The organism is Devosia sp., from assembly GCF_028290435.1.
In the GTDB taxonomy this organism is placed as follows: Bacteria; Pseudomonadota; Alphaproteobacteria; order Rhizobiales; family Devosiaceae; genus Devosia.
In genome coordinates, this window is the sequence record NZ_JAQGJV010000010.1 from 20286 (window position 1) to 46010 (window position 25725).

Sequence of the window (25725 nt, forward strand, 5' to 3'; positions counted from 1 at the left end):
ATCACGGCCTGCGTTCAGAGGATTGCCCCGATTGAACGCAGGATGGGTCGCCTCGGTTCACATTATTGCGCAGCTTTAAGCACTGCGGGATAACGCGTTGAAATAGAATCCATCCGTGCCGGTCAGGCGCGGGGTCAGGGCGATGCCGGAGCCAGCCGTGGCGAGGTCCTCGGGGAGCTCTTTGCCAAAGGCTGTTTGCCAGAGGGCTTCGGGCGATAGAGGCGAAAACTCGGGGTGAGCGGCGAGGAAGGCGGCGATGCGGTCGTCGTTTTCCTCGGGCAGGATTGAGCAGGTGATGTAGACCAGCACGCCGCCGGGCTTGAGGAAACGCGCGCCCTCTTCGAGGATGGCGGACTGTTCGGCCGTGCGGGTGGCCAGCAGTTCGGGGGTCAGCTTCCACTTGGTATCGGGACGGCGGCGCCAGGTGCCGGTGCCGGTGCAGGGGGCGTCGATGAGGACACGATCCATTTTTCCGACCAGATCGTCCAGCGCGCCGGGCGCGGGAGCGCGGGTCTGGACATTGCGGGCGCCGTTGCGCTTGAGGCGATCGTAGATTGGCGCGAGGCGATTGCGGTCGCTGTCATAGGCGAAAATCTGGCCCTTGTTGGCCATGGCGGCGGCGAGGGCGAGGGTCTTGCCCCCTGCCCCGGCGCACAGATCGAGCACCTGTTCGCCCGGTTTAGCGCCGGCCAAAGCGGCGACGATCTGGCTGCCCTGGTCCTGCACTTCGAACCAGCCCTTGAGATAGCCCTCGTCGGTGGTGACATTGGGGGTGCGGGCATCGCCGGGACCGGCTTGCATGGTGACGCCATTAGGGGCAATGGCGGTGACCCGCGGGGTGAAACGGGCGAGGGATTTGAGGACGCGCTCGGGCTGAGATTTGAGCGTGTTGACGCGCAGATCGAGCGATGGACGGCCGGTCATGGCTTGGCCCTCGGCGATCCAGTTGTCGCCAAAGGCGCGCTCCAGTGAGGGCGCAAGCCATTCGGGGATATCGGCCAGGATATGGCCGGGCGTGTCGTCGTCGAGCTGGCCGGTGACGCGGGCGATTTCCTCGTCGGTCATCGGCGTCGGCCCGTGGGCATCGGCGGTGAAGCTGGCATTGAGGGCCACGGTGTCTTCGTCCCAATCGCGGACGGCGACCGCCAGGATCAGCGCGCGCGGCGTGTCTTCGCCCATCAGCGCGGCATGGGAGGCGCGGCGGCGCAGCGCGTCATAGACCAGATTGCCGATGGCGGCGCGGTCGCCGGCCCCGGCGAAGCGATTAGCCAGGCCCCAGGACTTGAGGGCTTCGGAGACGGGGCGCTTGCGGGTTTCGACTTCGGTGAGAACATCGATTGCGGCGGAGAGACGACCGGGCAGACGCATTATTCGCCTCCGGCGAAATGACAGATATTGACGCGGTTGCCGCTGAAATCGACGAAATCGAACCAGCGCATGCCTTCCTCGTCAGTAATCGGGGTGACTTCAGCGCTCTCGGCGAGCAGGCGGTCGCGCAGGGCCTCGGGGTCCTGGGTGTAAAAGTTGAAGGCGGCGTGGGGCAAGGGCTCGATGCGCTCGACCGGGTTCAGCGTCAGGGCGGTGCTGTTACGCGGTGCGCCAGCGACACGCAGGCCGATGTGCCGGCCGGAGCGGAAGACTTCGACCATGTCGAAAACGCGGGCATACCAGGCGGCGGCTGCGGCGGTATCGATGGCGGGGACGAAAATGGTGTCGATACGCAGGATCGGCTTCATGGTCGGGGCACCGGGGAAAAGATTTGCGCTAGCCTTACGGCAAAAGCAGCACGCGGCCAACGACCCAAACCCAGAAGACACAGAGAACCACCATGCCGGCGGTATAGGCGGAAAAGCGCGGGAGCAAGCTGTTGCTGGTGGTGTGGATCACGGCGTGGACATAGCGCAGGATAACGAAGAGCCAGGCCAGGATGACCTCGACCCAGCCAATGCTGCCGGACCAAAGCGCGAGGAGCGCGACGACGTAGAACAGGACGGGGAGCTGGAACTGGTTGTCGAAATTGTTAGAGAGCAGCCGGGCGCGCAGCGGATAGGCGGAGCGGTCGACGGCGATGTCCTGCCAGCTGATTTCGCCGGACATGACGCGGGGGACACGCTCGCGGCCCATCAGGAGCAGGATGCCGATGGTCAGGAGGACCTGGGCGGCGATGGATAGGATCAGGAGCTTGGCGGTCAGCGGCATGGTGAAGCTCCGGCAGAGAGTCGGGATATGGGGCTAAGGCATTGGAACGGAATCAGTTCCGGCGAGCACGCGGCCTGCCGCAGATTCAGTTGTGGCTATGCCGGTGATGCAGGTCGGGATAGTGCGGATGTGTGTGGCGCATCGGCTCGTGGCGATGCCAATGGGAATGGGGTTCGCTGACCGGCCCGTCATGGTCATGCCGATGGTGATCGTCGTGGGTATGGACATGGTCGTGTTCCATGGCGTCGTGGACGTGCTCATGATCATGCCGCTCCGACAGATGTAGCCAAAGGCCGAGGCCCATCAGCAGGCCGGCGAGCAAAAGCTGGACCGTGATGGCGTCCCGGAAGATGACCACGGCCAGCACGGCGCCAATGAACGGCGCGAGCGAGAAATAGGCGCCTGTCCGCGCCGCTCCCAGATGCCGCAGGCCCAGCATGAACATCACGAGGCTTACGCCGATCCCCAGGAAGCCGACTGTGGCCCCAGCACCGATCATGCCCAGGCCTGGCAGCGTGGCGCCAAGGGATAGAGCCAATACGACGTTGGTGCATCCGGCCACGAGGCCCTTGATCATGGCAATCTGCACGGGATCGGCAGATGACAGCTTACGCGTCAGATTATTGTCGATGCCCCAGCACATGCAGGCGGCGGCGATGAACAGACCGCCGGTATCAAGCCGCAGGGCTTGCCCATTCCAGGACAGCAATATCGCTCCGGCGAGGATGGCTGCTGCGCCGATCAGCAAGCGCCTGTCGACGTTCTCCCGGAAAATGGTCCAGGCGATGGCCATGGTTGCTAACCCTTCCAGGTTCAGCAACAGCGAGCCTGATGCGGCAGTCGTCCGAGACAGGCCGAGCATGAGGAACAACGGTCCCAGCATGCCGCCGAAGACGATCACGGCCGCAAGCCACGGCAGGTCTTTGCGCTGCAACTGCGCCTCGACCTTTGGCAGCCCGATCAGCGGCCGTCCCCAGTGCACGATGGCGAGGCCGGCGCCTGCACCGAGGTAGAGAATGCCCGCCAACAGCCATGGATCGATAGAACCGATCAGCAGCTTGGACAGGGGCGCCGATACACCGAACAGGATCGCCGAGCCGAGTGCGAGCGGGACACCAGGCCAAAGATGAGAATGATTATTGGACATTGAGGCAGAATAGCACGTCCGCCGCGTCGAGCTACGGGGCAATCATTCCCCTCGGAGGCCCGATTTCAAATGGGGGCTAAACATCCCCCACCCTTGATCCCTCCCCGCAAGGGGGAGGGTGTCGACTGAATCATGGTGGCAGAGTCCGCTTAGCGCCCGCTGCGATAGTTGGGCGCCTCGCGGGTGATGGTGACGTCGTGGACATGGCTTTCGCTGAGGGCGGCGCCGGAAATCTTCACGAAAACCGAGTTGTCGCGGAAATCCTGCAGGTTGTGGGCGCCTGTGTACCCCATGGCGGCGCGGAGGCCTCCGGCGAGCTGGTGGAGGACGGCGCCGGCGGCACCCTTGTAGGGCACCTGGCCTTCGATGCCTTCGGGGACCAGTTTGAGCTGGTCGCGGACATCCTGCTGGAAGTAGCGGTCGGCGGAGCCGGAGCCCATGGCGCCGACGGAGCCCATGCCGCGGTAGGATTTGTAGGAGCGGCCCTGGTGGAGATAGACCTCGCCGGGGGCTTCGTCGGTGCCGGCCAGGAGCGAGCCGACCATGACGCAAGAAGCACCGCCGGCCAAGGCCTTAGCCATGTCGCCGGAGAATTTGATTCCGCCATCGGCGATGACGGGAACGCCCTGCTTGGCGCCCTCCTCCGCGCAGGCCATGACGGCGGCGAGCTGAGGCACGCCGACACCAGCGACGATGCGTGTGGTGCAGATCGAACCGGGGCCGATACCCACCTTGATGCTGTCCGCGCCGGCATCGATCAGCGCCTTGACGGCTTCGGCGGTGGCGACATTGCCGGCGACGATGCGGGTGGAATTGCTTTCGCGCTTGATGCGCTCGACGGCTTCGGCGACGCGAACGGAGTGACCGTGGGCAGTGTCGATGACGAGGAGATCGACGCCGGCATCGATAAGCGCCAGCGAGCGCTCGAAACCGTTATCGCCGACGGTGGAAGCGGCAGCAACGCGCAGGCGTCCCTGGGCATCCTTGACGGCATTGGGGTTGAGCTGGGCCTTTTCGATGTCCTTGACGGTGATGAGGCCGACGCAGCGATAATCGTTGTCGACGACCAGCAGCTTTTCGATGCGATGCGTGTGCAGCAGCACCTTGGCTTCGTCCTTGGAGACGCCGTCGCGCACGGTGACGAGATTTTCGTGGGTCATCAGCTCGGCAATGCGCTGGCCGGGATTGGAAGCGAAGCGGACGTCGCGATTGGTGAGAATGCCGACCAGCTTGCCGATGGCGCGGCCGCCGGTGCCGCCGTTTTCAACCACTGGAATGCCTGAAATGCGGTTGAGCTGCATCAGGGAGAGGGCATCGGCGAGAGTTGCGTCAGGACCGATGGTGATGGGGTTGACCACCATGCCGCTTTCGAAGCTCTTGACCATGCGGACCTGTTCGGCCTGCTCGCTGGCGGTGAGGTTTTTGTGGATGACGCCGAGGCCGCCGGCCTGGGCCATGGCGATGGCCATGGCGCTTTCGGTGACGGTGTCCATCGCCGAGGACAGGATGGGCAGATTGAGCGCGATATCCTTGGTCACGTAAGTGGCGATATCGGTTTCGCCTGGCAGCACGTCGGAACGCGCCGGCTGCAGCAGCACATCGTCAAACGTCAGTGCGTAGTCGCCAGTGATGGTGGTGATAATCTTTGCCAAGGCCAGACCCTTCCGTGCCTTCTGTCAGAAACAGAAATGTTGGATGCAAGAACCGGGCGGAGGACGCATCGCCGGGTTCAGGTTGGCGAGGGTCATTAGCACCGCGACCCGGCTTTGCATAGCCGTCGCGCAGTTGCGCCAGCGCGTAGCTGGGTTGCACGGCGAAAAACGGCCAAAACTGCTTCCACCACACGGAAAATCTACCATACAAGCCGCCTTTCCGGGTTTGCAGCCGCGATAGTTAGGTTCATAGTCTTTTTGGTTTTCCCCTCAGCCATTGTCTCGATTCCCCGGTATTTTCGTGATCCGCGTTACTCCCCTCATTTTGGCGGTCGCTCTGTTCATGGAGCAGATGGACTCCACGGTCATTGCCACGTCCCTGCCGGCCATAGCGCGGGACATCGGCACCGAGCCGATTTCGCTGAAACTGGCACTGACGTCCTATTTCGTGTCGCTGGCGATCTTTATCCCGCTCAGCGGCTGGATGGCGGACCGTTTCGGCTCCAAGAACATTTTCCGGCTGGCCATCTTCGTGTTCATGCTCGGCTCGCTGGCCTGCTCATTCTCCTATTCGCTGGAAACGTTCGTATTCTCCCGGTTCTTCCAGGGGCTGGGCGCCTCCATGATGACGCCGGTCGGCCGACTGCTGCTGGTGCGCTCGACCCCGCGCAACGAACTGGTCAATGCGATGGCCTGGCTCACCGTACCTGCCCTGCTGGGGCCGGTCTCGGGCCCACTGCTGGGCGGGTTCCTCACCACCTATCTGAGCTGGCACTGGATTTTCTGGATCAATATCCCGATCGGCATTCTCGGCATCATCATGGCGAGCATTTTCCTCAAGGTCGTGGACGTTCGCAATCCGCGCCCCATCGACGTGGTCGGCTTCATCCTGGCCAGCATCGCCTTTGCGGGCGTGGTGTTCGGCCTGTCGGTGGTGAGCCTGCCGGCATTGCCGCTGATCTATGGCTATCTGACCCTGGCGGTGGGGGTAACGTCGGCAATCCTCTATTATCTGCACGCAGTGCGTACCGAGCATCCCTTGCTCGATCCGTCCTTGCTGCGCCACCGGCTGTTCCGGTCATCGATTACCGGCGGATCGCTGTTCCGTATCGGCGTGGGCGCGGTGCCGTTTTTGCTGCCGCTGATGCTACAATTGGGGTTTGGGCTGACGCCGCTGCAATCGGGCGGGATCACCTTCGTATCGGCGATCGGCGCCATCGCTTCCAAATTCATTTCGCAGTTTCTCTATGGCCGGATCGGTTTTCCGCGTGTCCTGGGCTTTGCGGCCATTTTCGGCGGACTGCTGATCGGCGTGCAGGGTCTGTTCACTGCGCAAACTTCGATCCCGGTGATGATGACGGTGCTGCTGCTCGGCGGCATCTTGCGTTCGGTCTTTTTCACTGGCTCCAACGCGCTGGGCTATGCCGATGTCGACAATGACGAGGCCAGCCAGGCGACCGCGATCGTGGCGGTGGCCCAGCAGATCAGCATCGCGCTGGGCGTGGCGATCGCTGGTGCCATTCTGGAAATCAGCGGCCTGACTCATGGCGGCAACTTGGCGCTGATCGATTTCCAGGTGGCGTTCTTTGTGGTCGGCGGATTGAGCGCTTGCGCCGGCATCCTCTATCTGCTGCTGCCGGCCGACGCGGGCAGCAATGTTTCGGGCCACAAAGCCATCGTAACGCCAAGCGCAGTCGTCGTGCCGAAGGAGCCGTGAAGTCATGTCCATCACCACGCCAGAGCTGGCAGAGGGCACAAATGACGGGACGGCCAAGCGCCCCTCTAGGCTCGCTCTACGGCTGACGCCGCTGATCCTCGCCACAGCCCTATTCATGGAAAACATGGATTCGACGGTGATCGCCACATCGCTCAATGCCATCGCCAAGGACATCCATACCGATCCGATTTCGCTGAAACTGGCGCTGACGGCGTATCTGGTGGCGCTGGCAATCTTCATCCCGATCAGCTCGTGGATGGCCGACCGCTTCGGATCGCGCAATGTGTTCCGGGTGGCGATGATCGTCTTCGTGCTGGGCTCGCTGGCCTGCGCCTTTTCCAACTCGCTATTTGCGTTTGTGGGCGCCCGGTTCCTGCAGGGCATGGGCGGTGCGATGATGACGCCGGTGGCTCGCCTGGTGCTCGTGCGGGCAACGCCCCGGCACGACTTGGTCAATGCCATGGCGTGGCTGACCATTCCCGGCCTGATCGGGCCAATCGTCGGGCCCCCATTCGGCGGATTCCTGACGACATATCTCAGCTGGCACTGGATTTTTCTCATCAACGTGCCGATCGGCGTTTTGGGCGTAGTGCTGGTCAGCAAGTTCCTGCCCGAGACCATTCGCAATGCGCCGCGCAAAATCGACATGAAGGGATTTTTGCTCGCCGGGACGGCGTTCGCCTTGTTCGCCTTCGGCACCTCGGTGATCAGCCTGCCGGCCCTGCCCCCGCTGGTCGGCGTGGTGGCAACGGCAATCGGCATCGGCGCGGGCTACTTTTATGCGCGCCATGCGCTGTCGACGGAATATCCACTGTTCGACCTGCGGCTGCTGCGGTTTCCGTTCTTTCGCAGCTCGATCGTGGCGGGCAGCTTTTTCCGGCTGGGCCAGGGCGCGGTCCCGTTTCTGTTTCCGCTGATGCTGCAACTGACGTTCGGGCTGAGCCCGTTTCAATCGGGCATGGTGACTTTTGCCGGCGCGGTGGGCGCGATCGTCGCCAAGTTCGTGGCCAACCGGCTGTTCATCAAGTGGGGCTTTCGCAATGCGCTAGTCGTTTCGACCGCCATTTCGGCCCTTGGGCTGGTGGCGATGGGGCTGTACGATCCATCCACGCCAGTGCCGCTGATCATTTCGATCCTGGTTTTCGTTGGCTTCTGGCAGTCCATTTTCTGGACCGGCAGCAATGCTTTCGTGTTCGCCGATATCGACGACAAGGATGCCGGCCAGGCCAATGTCATGAGCCAAGTGAGCGCGCAGCTGACGATCGCGCTGGGCGTTGCGCTGGGTGGCGGCATTCTGGAAGCGAGCAACGCCATCCGCGGCGGCGAACTGGTACTGGCGGATTTCCACTTGGCGTTCTTCGTGGTTGCGGCGCTAACCGCGATTTCGACCGTGATGTTTGCGCGGCTACCCAAGAATGCGGGATATCAATTGACGTCGGGGCCGCACGGGCATTGAGGCGACTTGCCTGGAAGGGCCGGCCGGATCGTAGAACACCCCCTCCCAGCCTCCCCCATCAAAGGGGAGGTGTCTGCCGGTGGGTGGGGCGCAATCCAGTTTAACGAGTGGAGACAAACCTCCCTGGAGGTAGGAGGGGGCGACGCTCCGTTCTTGGCGCGGCGCCCTATTCCTCGTCCTCCGCCGCCTCTTCCCGATCCACATTCCCTCTGAAACCCTTGGCAATCAGATAGGCCTCGGCGGAGTCCTGGCGGCTGGATTTGGGCTTAGCGTGGACGGTGGTGCGGAAATGACGCTTGAGCATGTGCAGCAGCTCATGCTCGGTGCCGCCTTGGAACACTTTTGCGACGAACATGCCATTTTCGGCCAGCACGTCGATGGCGAATTCGGCGGCGATCTCGATCAGATGGACAATGCGCAAATGGTCGGTGGGGCGATGGCCAGTGGTGGGCCAGGCCATGTCGGACATGACCAGATCGACTTTCTTGCCGCCCATAGCGTCAATCAGAACCTGCGGCGCGTCGGGATCGGTGAAATCCTTTTGTAGCAGGATGACGCCGGGAATCGGATCGACGAATAGGTAATCGATGGCGACGATCAGCGGATTGGCTTCGGTCGAGCCGATGGCCTTGGCGGCGACCTGCGACCAGCCGCCGGGCGCCGCGCCCAGATCGACGATGCGCATGCCCTTGCGGAACAGGTGGTGCTTTTCATCCATTTCGCGGATTTTGAACGCCGCGCGCGAGCGCAGGCCTTCCGCGCGAGCGCGAGCCACGTAGGGATCGTTGAGCTGGCGCTCCAGCCACATGGTGGACGACACCTTGCGGCCCTTGGCCGATTTGACGCGGATCTTGAGGTCTTTGTCGGACTTGCGTCCACCAGTCCCGAGGGATTTTTCAGCCATTGGCGCTTCTCCGCAGCGGGTAGCGTGTCGACCGGCTCTGGACACGGTCGGCGTCCATCAGCGATATCAGAATGCCCTCGCGCAGGCCCCGGTCGGCAACGCGGACGCGATCGGTAGGCCATTCGCGGCGGATGGCCTCGAAAATGGCACAGCCGGGCAGCACCAGATCGGCCCGGTCGCGACCGATGCAGGGATGAGCGACACGGCGATCGAAGGGCATGGCGAGCAGGATCTTCATGGTCTCATCGACCTCGGCGCGCTTCATCCACAGGCCATCGACCTTCTGGCGTTCATAGCGTTCGAGGCCCAGATGCAGGCCCGCCAGCGTCGTCACCGTGCCCGAGGTGCCGATCAGGTGCACCGGATGGCTGGCGATCATCTGGCGCAGCTTTTCGCGACCGCGGAACTGACGCAGATGGTCCGACACATGGGCGACCATGGCCTCGAACACCTGCGGCGTGACATCGATGCCGCCGAATTTTTCGGCAATAGAGACAACGCCGACCGGCAGGGATTGCCAGGAGCGGATCGAAGCAGGCATACGACCCTGGCTTTTGGGTCGGCCGCCGCGAAAATCGAGCCAGGCCAGTTCAGACGATCCGCCGCCGATATCGAACATCAGGGCGCCCGCGGCGTTGGCATCGATAAGATCGGCACAGCCGGTCACTGCCAGCTCGGCCTCGGTGCGCCGATCGACGATCTCCAGATCCAGCCCGATTTCGGTGCTGACGCGCTGCAGAAACGCCGGACCGTTCTCGGCGGCGCGACAGGCTTCGGTGGCGATCAGGCGCATGCGGGCTGGCTGGTGCTCGCGCAGCTTGTTTCGGCACTGACGCAGGGCTTCCATGGTGCGTTCCATGGCGGCCTCGCCCAGGCGGCCGCTGGTGGAGACGCCCTCCCCCAGCCGCACGATACGGGTAAAACCATCGAGCACACGAAAGCCGTGATCGTGCGGGCGCGCGATCAGCAGGCGACAATTGTTGGTTCCAAGATCGAGCGCCGCGTAAACGGGGCCGCGATGCTTGCGGTGGGGATGGGGCGCTGGTGGCGTCCGCTGTTCCGGCGATGGACTTGGGGCGTCGATTGCCCCAGACCCTCGCCCAGGCTGGCTCTCGCCATCCCGGGACGGAAATGCCGCATCGTTCGCAGACGATGGCGCGGCAGCGGACCGATCTGAATCGGTCACGATAGTCTCCTGCGTGCACGGTCGCCGACCGATAAGGCGGCCGCGCCCGACGCACATTTATTGCGTGTCAGGATCGACGGTAAAGCAAGGGGCCGTTTTGCGCAATCGCTGGCTTTGCAGGGGGTGGATGCGGGTTTGCGGTGGAATGGGCATTCGCCGGATTTGCCATGACGAAATAGTTGGGCAATGCGTCCTGAGCCCTTGAACAGAGCGCCGAATGTGCTAAAAGCCGCTCCGAAGCAACTGGGCCGGCACACCGACCGCCCGCGAAAGCACCGCTTTCGCCCGCTTCCCAAGCGCCCTGCGCTTTTGGGGAATAGTTCAACGGTAGAACAGCGGACTCTGACTCCGTCGATCTTGGTTCGAATCCAGGTTCCCCAGCCATCTAATTGTGAAATGAAATTAGAGACTTAGCGTTCTTCAGCACCTCGTGAGCGAGTGGACATGTCGCAGATGTCACATACAGCTAAGTCATTGTAAGGACATGCAAGTCCATCTGCGCACCGCCATGCCACGCGACATAAACGCGACATTGTATTGCCCTGGAAGCAGGGGCTTCTTGAGCAGTCGATGTCTACTCCTATCAAGCCTGTACAAGGTTCGTCGGAGTAGGCGGTGTCGGCAATCTTGCTGACGATTGAGCCCGGACAGCTCGCCATTCGCACCGCGACGTCAGTAAGCTGGGCCGATGTTTTTCGCCGTAGCGCCGCCGGCCGAGCAGCACAGCGACCGAAGAGCGCTGACCCCGCTGCTGCTGGCGTATTCGTGCGACAGAAAACTTGAAACTAGCTGGTACCTGCCCGACCCAAATGCCGACTGCGCCTCCGGTTGCACTAGCTGGCTTGCTCGATGGCACCGCAGATTTCGAGCGGACGCCGCCGCCTAACTACGAACGCGGCCCTGGGCCAGAATAATTTAAGCAGCCTATCTCCGCGGGCTCTTTCTCATCCACCGGGCGGCAGGCCGCCCGTTCACTTAGACCAGCGCAAGCTGGTCCGTCCCAGAAGAGGCCCGTCGGCCGAGCGCCCGGCTTCGCTGGGTGCAAAATAGGAGCACTATGGTAGGGCAAAAAGATAAGTGGATCGGCAGCTTGCAGCTTGGCTGACCGAGCAGCTTGCCCTTGAGGTCCCAGAGCGCGATATCGAGCGCCGCAAGCGCAGCGGTGGTTGCCCCTTCCGGCCCCAGCTTAATGCATGTGTGATAGAGCGTATCCAGCAATACGGCGTGGTCCAATATGTCCTTACCGATGAGGAGCGGGGCCATATCGGCGGCAATGATGACGAGGGAAGCACGCCCACCCTGCATCGGGGACGCTTCCCCCATGCCGAACTGGCCATCCTCGGTTTCGATCCGCACAAAAGCGGAGCGTTATTCGGCTTGGTTTCGTCAAAAACTAACTGAATGTCTCAACCTTAGTAATCTTCACTGCACGTCCTTCTCCGCGCCGGGATGCTGGCTACCAGCTCACGGCGATATATTTTGTTTCACAGAATTCCATGATCCCATGATGGGCGCCCTCCCGTCCCAGCCCGCTTTGCTTGACCCCACCGAACGGGGCCGCGGGATCGGACACGAGGCCTCGATTGACACCGATCATGCCGCTTTCGAGGCGTTCGGAGACGCGCATGCCGCGTCCCACGTCGCAGGTATAGACGTAGGCGATGAGCCCATATTCGGTGTCGTTGGCGGCCGCGACCGCTTCGTCCTCGCTGGCGAAGCTGGTGATGGCGGCTACCGGCCCGAAGATTTCCTCGCGGCTGATGCTGGCCGTGCCCGGCACGTTGCTGATCACGGTGGGCGGAAAGTAAAAGCCGTCGCCGCCTGAAGCCTTGCCCCCGGTCAGCACGGTCGCGCCCTGCCCCACGGCATCATCGACCAGCCCGCCGATACGATCTACAGCATCCTGGTTGATCAGCGGCCCACACTGGGTTTGGGCGTCATAACCGGCACCCACCTTGAGCGCCGCCATGCGCTGTACCAGCCCGGCGGAGAAGGCCTCGAGAATACCGTTCTGCACGTAAAAGCGATTGGCGGCCGTGCACGCCTCGCCGCCATTGCGCATCTTGGCGATCATGGCGCCGTCGAGCGCTGCATCGAGGTCCGCGTCATCGAAGACGATGAACGGGGCATTGCCGCCCAGTTCCATCGAGCAGGAAATCACCGTGTCGGCGGCTTCGCGCAGCAGCTTGCGCCCGACTTCGGTCGAGCCGGTGAAGGACAGCTTGCGCACGCGGCTATCATGCAGCATGGCACTGACAGTGGCACCCGCATGCGAGGTGGTCAGCACGTTGACGACGCCCGCCGGAACGCCGGCTTCGGCATAGATTTGGGCTAGCACATAGGCCGTCAGCGGCGTTTCCGTCGCAGGCTTGAGCACCACGGTGCAGCCGGCCGCCAGCGCCGGGGCGATCTTGCGGGTGGCCATGGCTGCGGGAAAATTCCACGGCGTGATCAACACCGAGACGCCGATGGGCTGATGCTCGACCACGATCTTGTTAGCGCCGCTGGGCGCCGTATAGATATCGCCATTGAGACGAACGGCCTCTTCGGAGAACCAGCGGAAAAACTCCGCCGCATAGGTGACCTCGCCTCTGGCGTCGCTCAGCGATTTGCCGTTTTCGAGGCTGATCAATTCGGCCAGCATGTCGCGGCGGGCGATCATCAGCTCGAAACAGCGGCGCAGGATTTCGCCACGCTGGCGCGGTGCAGTGGCGGCCCAGTTGGGGCCGGCTTTATGAGCGGCGGTCACCGCCGCCATCGCGTCGTCGATGCTGGCATCTGCGATAGAGGTGATGGTCTTGCCGGTCGAGGGATCGAGGACATCGATCCGGGCCTTGGTGGAGCCGGGCCGCCACTGCCCGTCGATCCACAAGTCCGATGGCAGCGTGGTAGGATCGAAACTCAGTCCGTTGAATGATGGGTGCGTGTTCATGAGAGTTCCCTGACTGTGCCGCGCAGCGCGGTGCGATCGCCGGTGAAGGCGGCATTGACGAGTTGCGTGATCGACGCGGTGTCGAGCGGACGCGGGTTGTTCTTGACGAGACGCACCGCACCCAGCGCGGCCTCGACGGTCCAATCCAGCTTGTCTTCGCCGAGGCCGAGGTCTTTCAAAGTTCTGGGTATGCCCACTGCGGCAAACAGGTCGGCCACCGCATCGATCGCTGCGGAAGCCTTGGCGGCCTGGTCCATGCCCGTGCTCACGACGCCCATGGCATCGGCGATCTCGGCCATCTCCGCCTCGGCGTGGGAGCGGTTGAACTCCATGACATAGGGCATCATGACCGCTACGCCCGCCCCATGCGGCGTATGGGTCAGCGCCCCGACCGGATATTGAACGGCATGAGCGGCGGCGGTGCCGGCCGTCCCAAAGGCGAGACCGGCCATGGTCGCGCCCATCATCAGCCGCTCACGGGCGCCATAGTCTGCCCCGTTATCGTAAGCGGCCTTGAGGCTTCCCGAGATGAGCCGGATCGCCTGCAGCGCATACTGATCGGAGAACGCATTTTTGCCGACAAAGACGTGCTCGTGGACGGTCTGGGCATCTGCGGCGCGGCGCAACGTGGTGAACGCCTCGATGGCATGGGTCAACGCATCGGCACCGGACACCGCAGTCAGTCCGGGGGGACACGTGTAGGTCAGTTCCGGATCGCAGATCGCCGTATGTGAAATGAGATGAGGGCTGGCGATCCCCACTTTGACGGCGCGCTCCGGATCGGAGATGACCGCGACAGGGGTGACTTCCGATCCCGTGCCTGCCGTTGTCGGCACCGCCACCAATGGCAGGATTGGTCCCGGAACCTTGAACTCGCCGTAGTAATCGGACGGTTGTCCGCCATGACTGAGCAGCAGGGCAATCATCTTGGCGGCGTCCAGGCAACTGCCCCCGCCAATGCCCACGATGACATCGGCACCAAAGCCCTTGCCCTGCTCGAGACCGTCGGCAATGCAGGAAGCCGGCAGCTCTGCGACCGTGCGGTCATAAACATCCACGGCAATACCCGCCTGGCGCAACTGATCGACCATGGTGCTGAACTCGACCGCGCCGGCAAACCGCTCGTCGGTTACCAGCAGTGCACGCTTGCCGAGCGGCGCCACATAACCGGCCAATGCGGCGCGCTGGCCGGCGCCGAACACGAGATTGCGCGGCAAGCGCGATGCGGCAAAAATGGGGGTCATGATCGCACGTACTGCTGTTGTTGAATGGGGCTGTCGGCGAGGTGCTGGAGCCGCGCCCTGGTCGATAGCACGATGGCCGCCTGGCCCTCGCGCGCTACCCGCTCTGCATACCAGGCGAGCATGCCGATATGCTGCGCATTGGCGACCGCCGCTATGGCGATGCCCGAATGGCGCGCCCGTTCCTGAATCTGAGCCAGCGCCGCATTGGCGACGATCGGGCCCAGGCCATTCTGGCCCTCGACCGTCAGATAGCTGCTGCCCTGCCAAGTGTGGATACCCGTGGCGTGCGGGTCCGCCAGTCCGGCCTCGATCCGCTGCACGATACGTTCGAGCCGCAGCAGGCCATGCGAGGGCACGCCGCGCAGTTCCGCGTCGAGCCAGAGATCAACCTGGACCGCTGCGCTGGGCGCAGGCACGCCCGCCATGACCAGGGCGCATTCGGCGGTTTGACGAATTTTGGCGGCGGCAAGAACCGGCAAGATATAAAATCCGATCGGATATCTGATTGAACCGGGCGGACTATGGTGCTATCGCAAAGACACGTCAATAGCTGGTATGGAAGAAGCGATCTTGGTCATCAGTGAGAAGCGAATGGTGCCGTCGACGCAGCTCAAGCGTCCCACGCGACTTGGCGATGAAGTCTACAACGCGATATATTCGCAATTGATGTCGCGCCAGATTGCGCCCGGTGGCCGCATTTCAGTGGACCGCTTGGTTCGTGAACTCGGCGTTTCGCAGACTCCCATACGGGAGGCTCTGTCGCGGCTTGAGGCCCAGGGCCTGGTGGTCAAGGCCCACCTCATCGGCTACAGCGCCGCGGATCAATTGGACAGCGCGCGGCTGCATCAGCTCTACGAACTGCGCCTGCTGTTGGAACCGTTCGCGGCGGGCCGGGCGGCCATGAGCATGACCGAAGAGACGCACGGCGCCCTGATCAAGCTCGCCGCCGAAATGCAAGCCGGGGAAGCGGCACCACAGGTGGAGGCCTATAGCCGCTTTGCGCAACTCGATAGCGAGTTCCACGACCTGATCGCCCGCGCGAGTGGCAATGAACTTGTGCAGGAGACGCTGACAAACCTGCACACCCACGTCCACCTGTTCAGGCTGTTCTATCACGCTCGGGTCACCGCCGATGCTATTCAGGAACACCAGCAGATCATCGAGGCCCTGACACTTCGCGACCCGCAAGCTGCCGAAACCGCGATGCGTCATCACATCGAGCGGTCGCGCGGCCGCTTCGCCAACGCCTTCGCACGCTGATCTCCGACTTACCAACTCGCGTCGCGCACAGGCTCCACAGCAACGCTGCGCGCAGGGAATGGCCTTTTCCCTTCTGCCGGTTAGAAGCCTGCATTGAAGGCACGAAGGCTTTCGTAGAGTTCCACGTATTTGCCGAAGCGATCCTGGTAGGAACTGGACTTGCTGGTGTCGGGCTCGAACTCGCGATCAAAACGGACGAGACGGCGGACAACATCGGCAAGGGGCGACGCCGCGTCCTGCGACTGGCCGGCAAGGATGGCCGCGCCGAGCGCCGCTGATTCTGGAGCGGCGCAACGGCGAAGGGGCTTGCCGAGGATATCGGCCCGGACCTGGCACCAGAAGTCGGAAGTGGCACCGCCGCCGCCAATATTGATGATCGCCGGATTGACCGACGCCGAAGCCCTGAGCGCGTCAAAGGCCAGCCGAACGGAGAATGCCACGCCTTCGAGAACCGCTAGGGCCATTTCGGCGGCGCCTGCACTTGGATCGAGCCGGGCGAACACCCCGCGCGAGGCGCTATCCCATAGCGGCGCGCGCTCGCCCTGCAGATGCGGCAGGAAGAATGGGACGCTGCCCTGCGCCGTGGATGCCAAGGCGGCGGTTTCGCCCGGCGTGCGGCCCAACACCTGGGCGAACCAGCCCAGGGCCGCGCCCCCGGTCTGGGTTGGCGCGGCATGCATGGTGATGCCCTCATAGGCGGGAAACAGGATGACGCCCGGCGTCGGCACGATGGTGGACGAGACGATGCCGGCGATTTCGCTGGTGCCGCTCTGATACATGGCATCGCCATTCGCCACGACGCCAACGCCGAACATGCCGCCCCAGGCATCCATGGCGCCGACCACCACCGGGGTCCCGGCGCAAGGCAGGCCCGGCTTGATGCGGCCGGCCACCGTGGTAAAGCTGGCCAACGGCGGCAGCACATCGGCAGCGCGCGACACTAATGCCAAAAGATCGGCGACATAGCCGGTCGCGTCCACTAGTCCCACCGCCGAGATCGGATCGCTCACGACGGCGCCGGTCAATTGCAGCACGCAATAATCCTTGGGCAGCAGGACGTGGGCCGTGCGCGCATAAAGGTCGGGATGAACACGCCGGACATAGGCCATGCGGGACATGGCGTGGCTGGCATCGATCGGGATCGGGGCGCCAAACCAGGCGGTTTTCTGCGCAGCATTTGTCTGTGCCTCAAGCGCAGCGGCATCCGGCGCGGAGCGGCTGTCCTGCCAGATGATGGCGGGCAACAGCGGGGCTCCCGCGGCGTCGACGAAGACGTGGGTATTGACCTGGCTGCAGATGCCGATCGCCTGCAGGCCGCTCAGATCGTGGCTCGCGGCAAAGGTCTGCAAGGCGCCCAGCACGCCCCTCATCCAGTCATCGGGATTCTGCTCGGCGTGACCAGCCTGTGGCCGCTGGGTCGGATGAGGCAGCGCAAATCCAGCCAGGCGTGCACCCTGCTCGTCGATCAGCACGGCCTTGGTCGCGGTGGTGCCCACGTCGATGCCGATCAGGGTGATTTTTGCCACGCCCATGCTCCCAAAATCTCTGGTCGTCCCCTGACCACTCCCATATGGTGCCAAGCGGAAAAAGAAAACCAGTGGCAGGCTTTGCACCGCGCCGCTCGCAGGGGACAGCACCAAATGACGCTTCACAACCGGGCCATTCGCGCCCTTCTCGCTGGCACCACCTTGGCTGCCCTCGCGCTGACCGCTTCTAGCGCCATGGCGGCGTCCAAGATTGCCGTGATCACGCCCTATCTGGCGCAGCCGGGGACGCAGTTTTACGTCGAGGCCTTCCAGGCCGCGGCGAAGGGCAAGGATTGGGACGTCAACGTCATCGACACCGCCGGCGACGTCGCCGCCGTGATCAGCCGTATCGAAGACATGGTCAACCAGAACGTCGACGCCATCGTCATCAATGTCGATCCGACCCAGGTCACCGCCGGCCTGCAAGCCGCCAAGGATGCCGGTATTCCGGTGATCGGCATGGATGCCGGCGCCGATCCGCTGCTGGTCACCAACGTCACCTCAAACGGCTATGCCATGGCCGCCGAAACCGCGACCTATGTGGCAGACCGCATCCATGGCGCCGGCAATGTGGTGATGTTCGTGTTCGAGGCCTTCCCGCCGGTGCAGGTTCGTGGCGTGGTGGCCGATGCCGTGTTCGGCAATTTCCCCGACATCAAGATACTCGATCACGTGACTCCCGACGTTTCGGACGGCGGCATTGCCGACTCGCGCGCCAAGATGGAAGCCATCCTCGCCGCCAATCCGGAGCCCGGCAGCATCAAGGCCGTATGGGCCGCCTGGGACCAGCCGGCGCTAGGCGCGTTGCAGGCCATCGAAGCGGCGGGGCGCCAGAATGAAGGCATCGTCATCACCGGCATCGACGCCAATCCGCAGGCCCGCGAAGCCATCGCCACCGGCGGCAATTTCGAGGCCACCGTGGCGCAGGATTTCAAGGGTATCGGCACCACCACTGCCGACGTGGTCACGCGCGTTCTGGCCGCCGAAGACATCAAGCAGGGTTCGATCTATGTGCCGACCCAGTTGATCACCGCCTCCAACGCGGCTGAATAAGGCCGGTTCGGCGCTGCTACCATCCCACACTCGGCGTCACCCCGGCGAAGGCCGGGGCCCATCCCGAGATCGCTTCACACGCCGCCAGACCGCGCCGACAGCACGACCACCTTGCGGCCGCTCTCATATATCGGGATGTCATACCGGCCTTCGCCGGTATGACATCGCGTTTGGAAAGAGCCCCGCGCGTACTCGAATTTGCAAACAGCCATGACCCTGCTTTCCCTCAAAGATGTGACCAAGGCCTATGGCGGCGTGCCGGCGCTCAAGGGCGTCGATCTCTCCGTCGCGCCGGGGGAAATTCATGCACTGATGGGCGAGAACGGCGCCGGGAAATCCACGCTGATCAAGATACTCGCGGGTGTGGTGGCGCCCGACCACGCCGATATCCAGCTCGATGGCCAGCCGGTGGAGATCGGCAGTCCGCGACAAGCCCATAGCCTCGGCTTCCGCTTCATCCACCAGGAATTCAACGTCGTCCCGGCGCTGTCGGTGGCCGAAAACATCTTCATGGGCCGCCAATATCCCAAGCGTGGCGGCCTATTCGTGGATTGGCGCAAGCTGAACCAGGCCGCGCGCGACACCCTGCAAAAGCTGGGCATTTCCCATATCGATCCAGCCCGCCCGCTGGGTAGCCTATCGCTCGGCGATCAGATGTTGGTCCGGATTTCCAGCGCCTTCATCGGCGATGACGGTGCCCCAGCGCGGCTCTACGTGCTGGACGAGCCAACCGCCGCCCTCAGCCGTGGCGAGTCCGAACGCCTGTTCACCGTGCTGCGCGAATTGCGGGCCATCGGGGCTTCGGTGCTCTACGTGTCCCATCGGCTCGATGAGGTGATGGCCATCTGCGACATGGCAACTGTGGTGCGCGATGGCCGCAGCATCGACACCGGCAAGATCGCGGACATTACCCATGACGACCTGGTGACCCTGATGATCGGTCGGCGCGTCGAGGAAGCCTATCCCCCGGCCATCGCCGCCCCTCGCGGCGAAACCGTGCTGGCGGCGCAAGAATTAGGCATTCGCGGCGGCCGCAACGTCTCGTTCCAGGTCCGCGCCGGCGAAGTGCTGGGCATTGCAGGCATCGCCAATGCCGGTCAGCGCAATCTGCTGCGCACGCTGTTTGGCGACCTGGCCGCCACAGGTGGCAGCATGGTGCTCGCCGGCCAGGCCTATCGCCCCCGTAGCCCGGCCGATGCCTGGCGCGCGGGCATTGGCTACATTCCGCGCGAGCGGCGCTCGGAGGGTCTAGTGCTGTCGCGGCCGATCTTCGAGAACACCACCCTGCCCCATCTCGCCGCGCAAAGCCGCTGGCGCATCTGGCTGACGCCCCGCCGCGAAAAGCGCGTGACCAGCCAACAGGGCGAACTGGTTCGCCTCAAGGCGTCCGGTCCCGGGCAGCGGGTGCGCGAACTCAGCGGCGGCAACCAGCAAAAGGTGGTGTTCGCCAAAGCCCTGCTGGGCAAGCCGCGTCTCTTGCTGCTGGACGAGCCCACTCGGGGGGTCGATGTCGGCGCCAAGTTCGATATCTATTCGATCATCCGCGACATGGCGGCGGGCGGCATGGGCGTGGTGCTGGTGTCGTCCGACCTGCCCGAACTCATCGGCATGGCCGACCGCATCGCCGTGATGCGCGATGGCGCTATCACCGATATCGTCGCTGCGGCCGGACTCAACGAAGAACGCCTGCTCAACCTCTGCTACGGGCGCTGATAGGAAAACGAATGCTGACGGTTTTGCGACGTTACGGCACCCTGATCGGCTTTGCCGCCATCCTGATCTTCTTCTGGATCAGCCTGCCCGACACGTTCATGACGGCCCGCAACTGGCTCAACATTTCCCAGCAGATGTCCATGCTGATCGTCGCCGCCGCCGGCATGACCATTGTCATGGTGATGGGCGATTTCGATCTCAGCATCGGCTCGATGGCAAGCCTGGCCGGCATCGTCGCGGCAATTCTCTTCAGCTTCGATTATCCGATCTGGGCCGCCGTCTCGATCGCGTTGATCGTCGGTTTGGCCGGGGGCGCGGTGAACGGGCTGCTGATCAGTTTCGTCGGCATCCTGCCCTTTGTCGCCACGCTGGCAACGCTCACCATGCTGTCCGGCGCCGCGTTCGTGGTCAGCGGCGGCAAGACAATTTCGGGGCGCGTGATCCCCGAGGCTTTCGGCAACTTCGCCCGCGAAGGCATCTCGTTGGGCAATTGGGGTGGGGTCGCCGTCAGCCTGCCCAATCTCACCATCGTGGCGTTGATCGTCGCCGTTCTGGTGTGGGTGCTACTGGAACAGACCACGTTTGGCCGCCGCCTTTACGCCATCGGCGGCAATAGCGAGGCGGCTCATCTGAGTGGCGTCGCCGTGCGCAAGCTCAAGCTGATCGCCTTCGCTCTAACCGGGGGAAGCGCCGCGCTGGCCGGCGTGATGTATGCCAGCCGCGTGGCATCAGCCAACCCGACCCAGGGGAGCGGGCTGATGCTCAATGCCATCGCCGCCGTGTTCCTTGGTTCTACGCTCAGCGAACACGGCGAACCGCGACTGCTTTACTCGATCGTTGGTGTGTTGGTGCTGGGCGTACTCGACAACGGCCTGACCCAGATGAGCGTCGACAGCAATGTTCGCCAAATCCTTGTGGGCGGCATCATCATCCTTGCCGTGTCGACCAGTTCCTATACGCGGCGCCTGCGCTAGGGACCGCGGCAGACACAAACGCCCCCGCTATGACCCAGTGACCCTCATCGTTGGGATGCGTGACATCGTCTGAGCTGAGCGCACCGTCCGGGTAGCGGGACATCGCCTCGTAGACGGGCGCGTAATGGACTGAAAATTCACTGGCCAGCGCCATCACGATTTCAACATAGAGTTCAAACCCTGCCCTCGTTTGCCCAGCAAAACCTGGGCTGCCGATGGCGAAGCCGCGATCGGAGGGAAACGGCGGACTGCCGATGGCGATCAGATTGGGTTCGAAGCCACCCTCCAGCAGCCCGTCAAGCATGAGGGCATAGTCACGCCGAAAGCGCTCAGCATTGAGGCTCTCGGGAGCGCCGACATACCGGGCATCGTTATAGCCATAAAGGATAGCCAGCGCGTCGGCCCGATCGGGCCCGAGCAGTGCCTCGCGATAGCGGCCAATGCCGTTGTCAGGCCGGTGCAGACCGTCGGCCATCATGCCGCCTTGCAGGATCGTGCCGGAAACGGCGCGGTTGCGCACAACCTCAACATTCGTGGCGTCCGCCAGTTGCAGCGGCCAGGCCTTCTGCGGCGCCGAAGCGTTCAGGCCAACCGTTATGCTGTCTCCGAACACCGCCAGAGACTGAACTCCGGCTCCCCGCAGTGCTTCCGCAAACATCAAAATCCTACCTCCGAATCCAGCTTGACAGCCAGAGCCTCAATCCTGTTAATACGCATTAGCTGCTAATACGCATTAGCAGTCAAGACCCGATCCGGGAGACTGTTTTGGCCGCGACCAAACGCCTGACCCAGCGCGACATTGCCCGCCTTGCCGGCGTCAGCCAGGCAACGGTTTCGCTCGTGCTCAATGGTGCGGTCAGCGCCGAGGGCCGCATCCCCCAGGAAACCCGCGAACGGGTGAACAAGGCGATCCGCGAAACCGGCTATGTCGCCGATCCCGTCGCCCGCCGCATGGCCAAGGGCCTCAACCGCATTCTGGGCGTCTTCACCTACGAGCCCGCCTTCCCCTCCGCCCAAGCCGACTTTTTCACGCCATTCCTGCTCGGTATCGAGGAGGCTGCTCAGGAACTCGGCTATGACCTGCTGCTGCTGACCGGTGCCGCCGCTGGCGCCCAGCGCAAAATTTTTGGCAACAATACCCGCCTGCGCCTCGCCGATGGTTGCCTCGTCCTCGGCCGGCAATTCGATCGCGATGAACTCACGCGACTGGTGGCCGGGGACTACCCGTTTGTCGCCGTCGGCCGCCGCGATGACGCTGGTGGGCCCGTGCCCTATGTGGGTGGCGACTACGCCTCGGGCACTGCCGCCCTGGTCGACCGCGTCCGCGCCTTAGGCCATACGCGCATCGCCTATGTCGGCCCCGCCAGCGGCGCCGAATCCACCTTTGACCGCTGGGCTGGCTTCTCCGGCGCCATTGCGGGCCTGCACCTCGTCGCGCACATGCCCGACGTTGCGCAACCCGCCAACGAAACCCTCGACGGCCTTGTCGCTAGCGGCGCCACCGCCGTGTTCTTCATCGAACTGGCCGATGCCATCCAGGTGGAGACCTTGGCCCGCCAGCGCGGCATTGCGGTGCCAGAACAGCTCTCCATCGTCGTGCTCGGCAACCACATTCGCGCCGAACAGACCGGCCGCCGCTTCACCTCGTTCTCGATCCCGCGCGAGGCCATGGCCCGCGCCGCCACGCAAATGCTGGTGCGCCGTGTCGAGCACGATGAACCCATCCAGCAGATCCTGCTGCCTTGCGAACCGCTCGAGGGCGACACCCTCGGCCCTGCCCCTTTGACCAAGCCTAAGACCGGACCATGACCATAAAAGAACTCAGCGCAGATATTCTCGTCGTCGGTGGCGGCCTCGGCGGCGTCGCCGCAGCCCTTGGCGCCCTGCGCAACGGCCGCAGCGTCATCATGAGCGAGGAATTCGACTGGCTCGGCGGCCAGCTCACCAGCCAGGCCGTACCGCCCGATGAGCACTCCTGGGTCGAGCAGTTCGGCGTCACCCGCTCCTATCGCCAACTCCGCAATGGCATCCGCCAATATTACCGCGACCATTATCCGCTGACCGCCGCCAGCCGCGCCTGGGGCGATCTCAATCCGGGCGCCGGCTTTGTCAGCCGCCTCTGCGCCGAGCCGCGCGTCGGCGTCGCCGTCATCAACGCCATGCTGATGCCCTATATCGGCGGCGGCAAGCTGCGCCTGCTCCAGCCTTACCGCCCTGTCGCGGCCGACGTGGCCGGCGACACCGTCCGCTCGATCACCCTGCGCCATCGCGACACCGGCGCCGAAGTCACCGTCTCCGCGCCCTACATCATCGACGCCACCGAACTCGGCGACCTGCTGCCGATGACCGGCACCGAATATGTCACCGGCTTCGAAAGCCGCCACGATACCGGCGAGCCCAGCGCGCCCGACGTGGCACAGCCCGATAACGTCCAGGCTGTCTCGGTGTGCTTTGCCATCGATCACGTCGATGGTGACCAGACCATCGACAAGCCGGCCAACTATGATTTCTGGCGCAAGTATCAGCCCAGCTTCTGGGGCGGTCCGTTGCTCGGCTTCAAGGCGCCGCATCCGCGTACGCTCGAAATCACCGAGCGCTCCTTCACGCCCAATCCCAATGACGATCCGCTGCTGGTCGATGCCGACCAACGTCGTAATCCCGGCGACGGTAATCTGTGGACTTTCCGCCGCATCGCAGCGCAGCGCAATTTCGTGCCCGGCGCCTATGGCTCGGACATCTGCCTCGTGAACTGGCCGATGATCGACTACATGGAAGCCTCGATCATCGACGTTTCCGAGGACGAAAAGGCCCGCCACCTCAAGGCCGCCGCCGACCTGTCCTATTCGGTGTTCTACTGGCTGCAGACCGAGGCCCCCCGCGTGGATGGCGGCCAGGGTTTCCGCGGCCTGCGCCTGCGTGGTGATGTCACCGGCACCGATCATGGCCTGGCCATGGCGCCCTATATCCGCGAAAGCCGCCGCATCAAGGCGATAACGACCATCGTCGAGCAGGATGTGTCGATGGCCATCCACGGCAATGCGCTGTCCAAACAGTATCGCGACAGCATCGGCGTCGGCATGTATCGCATCGACCTGCATCCCTCGACCGGCGGCGACAACTATGTCGACGTGGAGTCCGCCCCGTTCGAAATTCCGCTCGGCGCGCTCTTGCCGCAGCGGGTGAAAAACCTGCTGCCGGCCGGCAAGAACATCGGCACCACCCACATCACCAATGGCTGCTACCGGCTGCATCCGGTGGAGTGGAATGTCGGCGAAGTCGCCGGCCTGCTCGCCGCGCATTGTCTCAATAATGGGCTCACACCGCATCAGGTGCAGGAAAACGACGCCCAACTTTCCGACTTCCAGACCCGGCTGCATGGCGAGGGGATCGAAATCCGCTGGCCGGACGTGCGCGGCTATTAATCGACCAAGAAAAGACAACAGGAGGAATAATTGTCAAAGCTAACGTCACTCAAATCCGCCGCCGCCATGGCCGGCATTCTCGTGCCGCTCGCCTGGAGCGGCACCACCTGGGCGCAGGACGCGATCAACCTGCGCATGACCACCTGGAGCGCCAATGAGGCGCATCTGGCCATGCTCAACGAGATCGCCGCCGGCTTCAAGGAAACCCATCCCAACGTCACCGTGACCTTCGAGCCGCTGCCGTTCGAAAGCTACACCACGACGTTGACCACGCAGATCGCCGGTGGCAATCCGCCGGACCTGGCCTGGATTCTGGAAGCCACCGCCGCCGATTTCGTCAATTCGGGCGCCCTGGCGCCGCTGACCGATGCCTTCACCAAGACCGAAGGCTATGACATGGCCGACGTCACTCAGCAGGCGACTGCGCTGTGGACCAAGGATGGCCAGCTTTACGCCTATCCCTTCTCCACCTCGCCCTTTGCGCTCTTCGTCAACAACGACGTCATCAAGGCCGCTGGCGCCAAGACCCCGGCCGAGCTGATCGCCGCCGATCAGTGGACCTGGGACAATGCCTTCACAACCGCGTCGACGGTCGGAAAATCGGGCAAGACCGGCCTCGTGCTGCGCGATTTCAAATATCAGGTCTGGCAGAACATGGCCTCGATCTGGGACGCGTGGGGCGCGACGCCCTGGAGCGCCGATGGCAAGACCTGCACCTTCGCCGATCCCGCCATGGTCGACGCCATGACCGCCATCCACAAGGCCATCTTCACCGACAAGGCCATGCCTGGCCCGGGCGAGGACATCGACTTCTTCGCCGGCGACACCGCCATGACCATCACCCAGATTTCCCGCGCCTCCCTGCTGCCTAAGGAAAACGCGTTCGATTGGGACCTTGTGCCGCTGCCCAAGGGCCCGGCCGGTGATTATGCCGTGGTCGGCCAGGCTGGCGTTGGCGCCTTTGCCGCCGGCAAGAATGCCGAAACCGCCGTCGCCTTCCTCGCCTACATGACCAACCCGGCCAACAGCCAGAAGCTCGCCCAGTTCTTCCCGCCCGCCCGCGCGAGCCTCCTGAACTCGACGACCCTGGCCGCCACCAATAAGCTGCTCTCGGCCGACCAGATCGAAAACGTCGTCATCAAGGGCATAGCCACCGGCAAGGTTCTCCCCGGCCACACCAACTTCGCCCAGATCCAGCAGACGGTTCGCGCCGGGCTTGACGCGCTGTGGGTGCCGGATGCGGATGTGCCGGCGGTGCTGAAGTCGGTGTGCGACAGCGTCACGCCGATGTTGGCGATGTAATCTGCGGCCTGAACTAACAGTCGTCGCCCTCCCCCTTG

22 protein-coding genes and 1 tRNA gene are annotated in these 25725 nt (G+C 63.6%); 10 read left to right on the forward strand and 13 right to left on the reverse strand.

The features are described 5' to 3' along the window. Positions 1-75 precede the first annotated feature (75 nt). The 5 genes from JWP26_RS03110 to guaB form a co-directional block, all read right to left on the reverse strand. A complete protein-coding gene (locus JWP26_RS03110; RefSeq protein WP_299723317.1) occupies positions 76-1368 on the reverse strand; it encodes an RsmB/NOP family class I SAM-dependent RNA methyltransferase in 1293 nt (430 codons plus the stop codon). Beyond that, on the reverse strand, positions 1368-1736 hold the full coding sequence (locus JWP26_RS03115) for a VOC family protein (RefSeq protein WP_299723320.1): 369 nt from the start codon (positions 1734-1736) through the stop codon (positions 1368-1370). The genes JWP26_RS03110 and JWP26_RS03115 overlap by 1 nt, the downstream gene beginning before the upstream one ends. A 34-nt stretch (positions 1737-1770) precedes the next feature. Continuing rightward, entirely contained in the window at positions 1771-2199 is a 429-nt protein-coding gene (locus JWP26_RS03120) for an MAPEG family protein (protein ID WP_299723323.1), read from the reverse strand. An 85-nt stretch (positions 2200-2284) separates the two neighbouring features. Next, on the reverse strand, positions 2285-3346 hold the full coding sequence (locus tag JWP26_RS03125; RefSeq protein WP_299723326.1) for a DMT family transporter: 1062 nt from the start codon (positions 3344-3346) through the stop codon (positions 2285-2287). Positions 3347-3495: 149 nt separating this feature from the next. Next, entirely contained in the window at positions 3496-4998 is a 1503-nt protein-coding gene (guaB, locus tag JWP26_RS03130) for an IMP dehydrogenase (RefSeq protein WP_299723329.1), read from the reverse strand. 301 nt (positions 4999-5299) lie between these two features. Between guaB and JWP26_RS03135 the strand changes: the two genes are divergently transcribed. Both JWP26_RS03135 and JWP26_RS03140 read left to right on the forward strand, forming a co-directional pair. Next, a complete protein-coding gene (locus JWP26_RS03135; protein WP_299723332.1) occupies positions 5300-6715 on the forward strand; it encodes an MFS transporter in 1416 nt (471 codons plus the stop codon). Positions 6716-6719: 4 nt separating this feature from the next. Continuing rightward, a complete protein-coding gene (locus tag JWP26_RS03140; RefSeq protein WP_299723335.1) occupies positions 6720-8171 on the forward strand; it encodes an MDR family MFS transporter in 1452 nt (483 codons plus the stop codon). Positions 8172-8337: 166 nt separating this feature from the next. Here JWP26_RS03140 and JWP26_RS03145 read toward each other — a convergent pair whose 3' ends face one another. Then, entirely contained in the window at positions 8338-9075 is a 738-nt protein-coding gene (locus JWP26_RS03145; RefSeq protein ID WP_299723338.1) for an RlmE family RNA methyltransferase, read from the reverse strand. Next, positions 9068-10261, reverse strand: a complete 1194-nt coding sequence (locus JWP26_RS03150; protein WP_367184057.1) for a Ppx/GppA phosphatase family protein — start codon at positions 10259-10261, stop codon at positions 9068-9070. Before JWP26_RS03150 ends, JWP26_RS03145 begins: the two co-directional genes overlap by 8 nt. Before the next feature lie 310 nt (positions 10262-10571). Here JWP26_RS03150 and JWP26_RS03155 point away from each other — a divergent pair. Beyond that, positions 10572-10645, forward strand: a tRNA-Gln gene (locus JWP26_RS03155). 591 nt (positions 10646-11236) lie between these two features. Here JWP26_RS03155 and JWP26_RS22380 read toward each other — a convergent pair. From JWP26_RS22380 to JWP26_RS03175, 4 genes are all read right to left on the reverse strand, one after another. Further along, positions 11237-11584: a hypothetical protein gene (locus tag JWP26_RS22380; RefSeq protein WP_367184058.1), complete on the reverse strand. Its 348-nt coding sequence runs from the start codon at positions 11582-11584 to the stop codon at positions 11237-11239. A gap of 133 nt (positions 11585-11717) precedes the next feature. Next, entirely contained in the window at positions 11718-13193 is a 1476-nt protein-coding gene (locus tag JWP26_RS03165; protein ID WP_299723346.1) for an NAD-dependent succinate-semialdehyde dehydrogenase, read from the reverse strand. Continuing rightward, positions 13190-14437, reverse strand: coding sequence for an iron-containing alcohol dehydrogenase (locus JWP26_RS03170; protein ID WP_299723349.1), 1248 nt, complete (start codon positions 14435-14437; stop codon positions 13190-13192). Before JWP26_RS03170 ends, JWP26_RS03165 begins: the two co-directional genes overlap by 4 nt. Beyond that, the gene (locus JWP26_RS03175) at positions 14434-14916 is read right to left on the reverse strand and encodes an Ldh family oxidoreductase (protein ID WP_299723352.1); all 483 of its coding nucleotides are present in this window, start codon (positions 14914-14916) and stop codon (positions 14434-14436) included. Before JWP26_RS03175 ends, JWP26_RS03170 begins: the two co-directional genes overlap by 4 nt. Before the next feature lie 76 nt (positions 14917-14992). On the opposite strand from JWP26_RS03175, the gene JWP26_RS03180 reads away from it, so the two are divergent. Further along, positions 14993-15697, forward strand: coding sequence for a GntR family transcriptional regulator (locus JWP26_RS03180; RefSeq protein ID WP_299723355.1), 705 nt, complete (start codon positions 14993-14995; stop codon positions 15695-15697). Positions 15698-15777: 80 nt separating this feature from the next. On the opposite strand, the gene JWP26_RS03185 is transcribed toward JWP26_RS03180, so the two are convergent. Further along, the gene (locus JWP26_RS03185) at positions 15778-17223 is read right to left on the reverse strand and encodes an FGGY family carbohydrate kinase (protein WP_299723358.1); all 1446 of its coding nucleotides are present in this window, start codon (positions 17221-17223) and stop codon (positions 15778-15780) included. A 114-nt stretch (positions 17224-17337) separates the two neighbouring features. Between JWP26_RS03185 and JWP26_RS03190 the strand changes: the two genes are divergently transcribed. The 3 genes from JWP26_RS03190 (at position 17338) to JWP26_RS03200 (ending at position 20963) form a co-directional block, all read left to right on the forward strand. Then, positions 17338-18276 (forward strand): substrate-binding domain-containing protein, encoded by a 939-nt coding sequence (locus JWP26_RS03190; protein ID WP_299723361.1) that lies wholly within the window; start codon positions 17338-17340, stop codon positions 18274-18276. Positions 18277-18486: 210 nt separating this feature from the next. Then, the gene (locus JWP26_RS03195; protein ID WP_299723363.1) at positions 18487-19989 is read left to right on the forward strand and encodes a sugar ABC transporter ATP-binding protein; all 1503 of its coding nucleotides are present in this window, start codon (positions 18487-18489) and stop codon (positions 19987-19989) included. A gap of 11 nt (positions 19990-20000) precedes the next feature. Beyond that, complete coding sequence (locus JWP26_RS03200; protein WP_299723366.1) at positions 20001-20963, forward strand: ABC transporter permease; 963 nt, start codon at positions 20001-20003, stop codon at positions 20961-20963. Here the strand turns inward: JWP26_RS03200 and JWP26_RS03205 are convergent. After that, entirely contained in the window at positions 20917-21621 is a 705-nt protein-coding gene (locus JWP26_RS03205; protein ID WP_299723432.1) for a GDSL-type esterase/lipase family protein, read from the reverse strand. The two genes, JWP26_RS03200 and JWP26_RS03205, sit on opposite strands and share 47 nt — an antisense overlap. 107 nt (positions 21622-21728) lie before the next feature. Between JWP26_RS03205 and JWP26_RS03210 the strand changes: the two genes are divergently transcribed. The 3 genes from JWP26_RS03210 to JWP26_RS03220 all read left to right on the forward strand — a co-directional run bounded on the left by JWP26_RS03210 (position 21729) and on the right by JWP26_RS03220 (position 25687). Next, positions 21729-22772: a LacI family DNA-binding transcriptional regulator gene (locus tag JWP26_RS03210; RefSeq protein WP_299723369.1), complete on the forward strand. Its 1044-nt coding sequence runs from the start codon at positions 21729-21731 to the stop codon at positions 22770-22772. Then, positions 22769-24385 carry an FAD-dependent oxidoreductase gene (locus JWP26_RS03215; RefSeq protein ID WP_299723372.1) on the forward strand — a complete coding sequence of 539 codons (1617 nt, stop codon included), beginning with the start codon at positions 22769-22771 and terminating at the stop codon, positions 24383-24385. Before JWP26_RS03210 ends, JWP26_RS03215 begins: the two co-directional genes overlap by 4 nt. 66 nt (positions 24386-24451) lie before the next feature. Beyond that, positions 24452-25687 carry a sugar ABC transporter substrate-binding protein gene (locus JWP26_RS03220; RefSeq protein WP_299723435.1) on the forward strand — a complete coding sequence of 412 codons (1236 nt, stop codon included), beginning with the start codon at positions 24452-24454 and terminating at the stop codon, positions 25685-25687. Positions 25688-25725 lie beyond the last annotated feature (38 nt).